Source organism: Streptomyces sp. NPDC060198, assembly GCF_042728415.1.
Classification (GTDB): Bacteria; Actinomycetota; Actinomycetes; order Streptomycetales; family Streptomycetaceae; genus Streptomyces.
The window spans coordinates 1-6,713 of sequence record NZ_JBHWZJ010000374.1 but is presented as its reverse complement, the minus strand read 5'-3'; the positions used below and the strand labels follow the sequence as shown (position 1 = coordinate 6,713).

The 6,713-nt window shown below is 74.4% G+C and carries 3 protein-coding genes; all 3 read right to left on the bottom strand.

Annotated features, from left to right (window positions below; translation table 11 throughout):
• Positions 1 to 53: 53 nt before the first annotated feature.
• Entirely contained in the window at positions 54 to 4,277 is a 4,224-nt protein-coding gene (locus tag ACFWEP_RS29540) for an Rne/Rng family ribonuclease (protein WP_387374567.1), read from the bottom strand.
• A 231-nt stretch (positions 4,278 to 4,508) separates the two neighbouring features.
• Positions 4,509 to 5,288: a TIGR03936 family radical SAM-associated protein gene (locus ACFWEP_RS29535; RefSeq protein WP_387374565.1), complete on the bottom strand. Its 780-nt coding sequence runs from the start codon at positions 5,286 to 5,288 to the stop codon at positions 4,509 to 4,511.
• A 122-nt stretch (positions 5,289 to 5,410) separates the two neighbouring features.
• Entirely contained in the window at positions 5,411 to 6,640 is a 1,230-nt protein-coding gene (locus tag ACFWEP_RS29530; protein ID WP_387374563.1) for a hypothetical protein, read from the bottom strand.
• Positions 6,641 to 6,713 lie beyond the last annotated feature (73 nt).

Below are 6,713 nucleotides of genomic sequence, written 5' to 3'. Positions count from 1 at the left end.
CCCCCGCGTCCGGGAGAACGGCCCACCGGTGGTGGTGCGAGGTCAGCCCGCGGTCACTCCTCGGACGTACCGGCCGACGCCTGCTCGGCCGCGACGGCCTTCTTCGTCGCCCGCTTCGCCGGCGCCTTCTTGGCCGTCGTCGTCTTCTTCGCGGTCGCCGCCTTCTTGGCCGGGGCCGCCTTCTTCACGGCCGCCGCCTTCTTGGCCGGGGCCGCCTTCTTCGCCGGAGCCTTCTTGGCCGTCTTGCGCGCCGCCGTCTTCTTGGCGGGCGCCACCTCCTCGGCCGTGTCACCGGCTTCGGCGACGGGTGCCTCGGCGACCTCGTCCGGTGCGGCGGGCGTACCCGTCACGACGACGATCTCGGCCTGCTCGGCGCCGGACGGCGAGCCCGCCGGAGCGGTCGCCTTCCGGGTCGCCCGGCGACGGGCCCGCGGCGCGGCCGGAGCCTCCGCCTCGTCGGCCCGGGCCGGGGTCTCGGCGACAGGCGCGGGCGCCTGGACGACCGGGTCCTCGACGGCCACCGGCTCGACGGCGGGCTCGGCCGCGGTCACCGGCTCCGCCGGGGCGGCCTGCTTCGGCGAACCCGCCGGAGAGGTCGCCTTACGGGTCGCCCTGCGGCGGGTACGGCCCTGGGGCGCGGCCTCGGGCTCGGGGGCCGCCGGAGTCTCCTCCACCGGCTCCACGACCGGCTCGGCCACCGGCTCCACGACCTCCACCGACTGCTCCTCGACGACCGGTGCCTGAGCGGCGACCGGTGCCTGGGCGGCACCCCGGGGGGTGCCGGCCGGGGCCGACACCTTGCGGGTCGCCCGACGGCGTCCGCGGCCACGCGAAGCCGCCGCCTCCGCCTCGGCGGGGCTGCTGTACAGCTCCTCGTCCGGGACGAACTCCGGCTCCGGCAGCGCCACCGGCTCGGCCACCTCGGCGGCGACCTCGGCCTCGGACTCGTGCTCGTCCTCGTGCGCCTGGTCGTCGTGGCCGTGGTCCTGCTCGTGACCGTGCTCGTGGCCCTGGTCCACGCCACCGCGGCCGCGCTTCTTGGACCGCTTGCCGCCACCGCCGCCACCGGACGTCGTCGGCTGCTCCATGTGCACGATGACGCCGCGCCCGTTGCAGTGGACGCAGGTCTCGGAGAACGACTCCAGCAGGCCCTGGCCGACCCGCTTACGGGTCATCTGGACGAGCCCCAGCGAGGTCACCTCGGCGACCTGGTGCTTCGTACGGTCGCGCCCCAGGCACTCCAGCAGGCGCCGGAGCACCAGGTCGCGGTTGGACTCCAGCACCATGTCGATGAAGTCCACGACGACGATGCCGCCGAGGTCGCGCAGCCGCAGCTGACGCACGATCTCCTCGGCCGCTTCCAGGTTGTTCTTGGTGACGGTCTCTTCGAGGTTGCCGCCCTGACCGGTGAACTTGCCGGTGTTGACGTCGACGACGACCATCGCCTCGGTCTTGTCGATCACCAGCGAACCGCCGCTCGGCAGGTAGACCTTGCGGTCCAGAGCCTTCATCAGCTGCTCGTCGATGCGGTACGTCGCGAAGATGTCGACCTCGGACGTCCAGCGCGACAGACGGTCCGTCAGGTCGGGGGCGACCTGCGAGACGTATCCGTGGATCGTCTCCCAGGCGTCGTTGCCGCTGACGATGACCTTGGAGAAGTCCTCGTTGAAGATGTCGCGGACGACCCGGACGGTCATGTCCGGCTCGCCGTAGAGCAGCGTCGGCGCATTGGAGCTGCCGGTGTTGCGCGACTTCTGCTGGATCTCCTCCCACTGGCCCTGGAGACGCTCGACGTCACGGCGGAGCTCGTCCTCGCTCGCGCCCTCGGCGGCGGTGCGCACGATGACGCCCGCGTCCTCGGGAACGATCTTCTTGAGGATGGTCTTCAGCCGGGCGCGCTCGGTGTCCGGGAGCTTGCGGCTGATCCCGGTCATCGAGCCCTCGGGCACGTAGACGAGGTAACGGCCGGGCAGGGAGACCTGGCTGGTCAGGCGGGCGCCCTTGTGGCCGATCGGGTCCTTCGTCACCTGGACGAGCACCGACTGGCCGGACTTGAGGGCGGTCTCGATGCGGCGCGGCCCGTGGGCCATGCCGAGCGCCTCGAAGTTGACCTCACCGGCGTACAGCACGGCGTTGCGGCCCTTGCCGATGTCGACGAACGCGGCCTCCATCGACGGCAGCACGTTCTGGACCTTGCCCAGGTAGACGTTGCCGACGTAGCTGGTGGCCTGCTCCTTGTTGACGTAGTGCTCCACGAGCACGTTGTCCTCGAGGACGCCGATCTGGGTGCGCTCGCCGCTCTGGCGGACGACCATGACGCGCTCGACGGCCTCACGGCGGGCCAGGAACTCGGCCTCGGTGATGATCGGGACGCGGCGGCGGCCCTGCTCGCGGCCCTCGCGGCGGCGCTGCTTCTTCGCCTCCATACGGGTCGAGCCCTTGATGGACTGGACCTCGTCGAAGCCGGTACCGGGCTCACGCTCGGCCGACTCCCGGCTCCGGCGCTCGCGCGGCTCGCGGACCTTGACGACCGTACGCTCCGGGTCGTCGGAACCGCCGGAGCCGTGAGCTCCGTTGTCGGTGCCGTTGTCGGCCCCGTCACCGCTGCGACGGCGACGGCGACGGCGGCGACGGCTGCTGCTGGAACCGCCGGCGGCGGAGTCGTGGCGCTCGTCGTCGTTGTCGTCGTCGGCGTAGGCCTCGGTGTCGGACAGGGCCGGCTGCTGCTCGTCGGCGTGGTCGGCTGAGGTGTCGGACACGGCGGCGTGCTCGGTGTCGTAGCCCTCGTCGCCTTCGCCCGCGTCGCCGCGGCGGCGGCGCCGGCCACCGCGACGGCGACGGCGCGACGGGCGGTCGCCGTACTCGGTGTCGTCGGCGGCCTCGTGCTCCGCCTCGGTCTCGGTCTCGGGCGCGTCCTCGGCCTCGGCCTCGGCCTCGACCTCCGGCTCCGGCTCGACGGGCGCGACGGTCTGCTCGGCCTCGGCGGCCTCGCCGCGACGGCGGCGACGGCGACGCGGGGTCTGCCCGGCGGGCTCGACGGGCGCGGGCGCCTCGACGGCCTGCGGCGCCTGGTCGACCTCGTCGGTCTCGTCTTCCGGCTCGACGTACGGCGGGGCCGCGGCAGCCGCGGCGGCAGCGGTCTCCGGGGTCTGGAACATGGGCTCGGAGAACACCGGAGCCTGGAAGACGGCCACGGCCGGGCGGGTCGCGCGACGTCCGCGACGGACGGGCTCCTCGGTGGCGGTGAACTCGGGCCGGCCTGCGGGAGCGGTGGCGCGGCGGCGCTGACGGCCGCGCGGCGCGGACTCCGCGACCTCCTCGGGCTCGGCGGCGAGCTCCTCGGCGACGGCCTCGGGCAGGGCCTCCCCGACCGGCTCGGCGGGCTCGACGGGCGCGGCGGCCTGCGGCGCACCGGCGGGCGAGGTGGCCTTGCGGGAGGCGCGGCGGCGCGGACGGGCCGGGGCCGCCTCGTCGACCGGCTCGGCCTGCTCCACGACGGCCTCGGCAACCGGAGCGGCCTCGACCACGATCTCCTCGGGGGCTTCCTGCTCGGCGGCCTGCGGGGCACCCGCCGGGGCGGTCGCCTTACGGACCGCGCGACGGCGCGGGCGGGCCGGAGTCTCGGCGGCGGCCTCTTCGGCGACCGGCTCCACGGCTGCCTGCTCCTCGACCGGGGCGGCCGGGGTCTCCTCGGCGGTGGTCTTCGGCGCACCGGCCGGGGAGGTCGCCTTGCGGACCGCGCGACGGCGGCCTCGCGGCGCCTCGACCTGCTCCACGACGGCCTCGACGGGCGCGGCGGTCTCGACCACGATCTCCTCGGGGGCCTCCTGCTCGGCGGCCTGCGGGGCACCCGCCGGGGCGGTCGCCTTACGGACCGCGCGACGGCGGGCACGCGGCGCCGGAGCCTGGGCGGGCTCCTCGGCCTGCTCCTCGACGGAGGCTGCCGGAGCGGCCGGAGCCACCACGACCTCGGCGGCTTCCGCCACCGGGGCCTCCTCGACGGCGGCCTTCGGCGCGCCGGCCGGGGAGGTCGCCTTGCGGACGGCACGACGGCGCGGGCGGGCCGGAGCCGCCGCGTCGGCGGTCTCGTCCTGGACTCCGGCGGAGGGTGCCACGGCCTCGGCGGCCGGGGTCTCGTCCTGCGTCTTCGCGGCGCCGCCGGACGGCGGGCCCGCGGGGCGGGAAGCGGCGCGGCGCCTGCGGCGCGGCGGCAGCTTGTCCCCGGGGGTGTTGTCTTCGTTGTTTCCGGTCGTGCCGGATTCGGTCGACTCAAGCATGCGGGCGGTTCTCCCGTCGCGCTCCCGGGCGCCGCGCCTGATCCGGTCCGGCGGGGTTGTCGCGTGGTGCGCGACCCCGCTGTCCGGGGCGCGGGCGCCGCACGGGAGCTGATGTCTGGCTCGCCGGTTCCCTACGCGTGGTGCGTACGGCCTGGCGAAAGTCTTCTGGTCAGTGCGCGGCCCGACCCCAGGTGAGTCCCTGGGCCGCGGGGCCGCGCTACAACGACCGCCTTACGCGGAACCCGAACCTTCAGGCGCCGTCGCGACACTCCCGGGGGCCGTCGCTGGGACGGCCGGGGGTGCGTCGCGGTCGGGCGCGAGCGGGTCGGTCACCGTGCCGGACTCCTCGTCGAAGAGCCCCTGCGCCAGCCTGGTCACCGCTACGGGGACCGGCGGCGCCAGGTCGGCCACAGCTCGGAGACCGGACAGGACGTCGTCGGGTCGTACGGCGGGTGTCATGTGCCGCACTACCAGGCGCAGTATCGCACAGGCGGTGTCCCCGGACCCATCGGACCGTGGATCGAGGGCCTCGAGAGCGACCACGGCCTCGCGGGCGTCGAAGGTGCGCACACCGTTCTTCGCCCGGCGCTGGACCTCGACCGTTTCGGCGGCGAGGAAGGCGGCCACGGCCGCCTCGGCGTCCTGGACACTCACGCCGTCGAGGCGCATCTCCCAGACGGAGGCGGTCAGCCGGTCGGCGAGCCCGGAGGTACGGGCTTCCACGGCGTCGGTGATGTCGAGGCCGTCCGGCAGGGATTCGTTGAGGAGGTCGCGCAGGACCTGCGGGTCCCGGTGCTCGGTGAGCGCGATCTCCAGGAACTCGGCCTCGCTGCCGGTGCCGGTCGGAGCCGCGTTGGCGTACGAGACCTTGGGGTGCGGGGTGAAGCCCGCCGAGTAGGCCATGGGTACCTCGGAGCGGCGCAGGGCCCGCTCGAAGGCACGCTGGAAGTCTCGGTGGCTGGTGAACCGGAGGCGGCCGCGCTTGGTGTAGCGCAGTCGGATGCGCTGCACCGCCGGTGCGGGCGGCGGGCCTTCGGGCTGTCGCTTGCCCAGTGGTTCTTCTCCTCGGTGCGGGGCGGGCGCGGTGGCGCGCCGCCCACGAAGTACAGGTCGTCACGGGGGGCCGCTCCGGCTCACCCCCTCCGGCCTGTGGTTCCGCCGGGCGGGGAGATCTCGGGTGCGGGCGCCACGCCGTGCACGGGTGTCGCATGGTGCTCCTCACCCAGAGTACGCGCAGTAACCCTCCCGGGTCCGCCGACCTCCGGCTTCGCCTGTCCGCCGGTGAACGCGCGCCAGGCGTCCCGCCGCGCTCGGCCCACGGCCTCGCGTGCCGTCCGCAGTGTTTCGCGCACCGCCCACCCGGCCGCCGCGACGACCTTCCGGGCGGGCTGCCACACCCAGTCCCGTACGACGTGCCCGACCGGTGTGCAGAGGGTGCGGTAGCACCAGGCCACCGGGGCGAGGAGCAGCGTCCGCAAGAGCCACGCCACCGCCCGACCGACCGCGCGGCTGATCATGCCGCTGACCCGCCAGGCCACCATCAGCGCCGCCCCGGTCTCGCGCAGGACCGGGTGGAGGACACGGGCCCAGAGCCAGGCGACCGGGACGACGAGCAGCGTCCGCAGGCACCACAGCAGGCCGTGTCCCAGCACCCGGAGCAGCCGGAGCGTGCCGTGTCCGAGTGGACTGAGCACCGACCGCCAGAACCAGACAAGCGGCACCACCAGCAGGGTGCGTACCAGCCGGGCGACGGCGAGGCCGAGGGGTCTGAGGACGTACCGCCACAGGAAGACGAAGGGGAAGACGAAGAGCGCGAGGCCGAGCCACCGCACCGCCGCGAGGAGTCCGTGGCCCAGCGGGGTCAGCAGGGAGCGGTAGAGGCTCCGCACTCCGTGTCCGACCGGGGTGAGCACCCAGCGGTACAGCCGGACCAGCGGAACGACCACCAGGTACGTCCACGCCCAGGCGACCGGACGCATCACCAGATACGTCCACACCCAGACCACCGGACGCACCACCAGATACGTCCACACCCAGACCACCGGACGCACCACCAGATACGTCCACACCCAGGCGACCGGACGCACCACCAGGGTCCGCCAGGCCCATGACAGACCACGGCCCAGGGGCCGCAGCAGCACCCGGTGCGAGGCGCGCAGGGTGAGGACGAGCAGGTCCCAGGCCATCCGTACCGGCAGCACGAGGAGGACCGCGACGATCCGGACCGGGACGCGGACGAACGCGACGAGGCAGCCGTCGCCCCGCTCGTACGTCACGGGCGCCTGATGCCGGCCGTACTCCGGCCGCTGCCGAGACACCTGGGGCCCCGGCCGTTGCCGGCCGCCCGCCTTCTCGCTCTCCATGCGGTACATCATGCGGAAGACCCGCCCGGGGAGGCGCCCCCGGGCGGGTCTTCGGGACACGGTTGATACGCCC

Bases quoted from the DNA above. Each gene is read 5' to 3' on its own strand.
- ACFWEP_RS29540 (WP_387374567.1), bottom strand. From the start codon at position 4,277: ATGCTTGAGTCGACCGAATCCGGCACGACCGGAAACAACGAAGACAAC.
- ACFWEP_RS29530 (WP_387374563.1), bottom strand. From the start codon at position 6,640: ATGGAGAGCGAGAAGGCGGGCGGCCGGCAACGGCCGGGGCCCCAGGTG.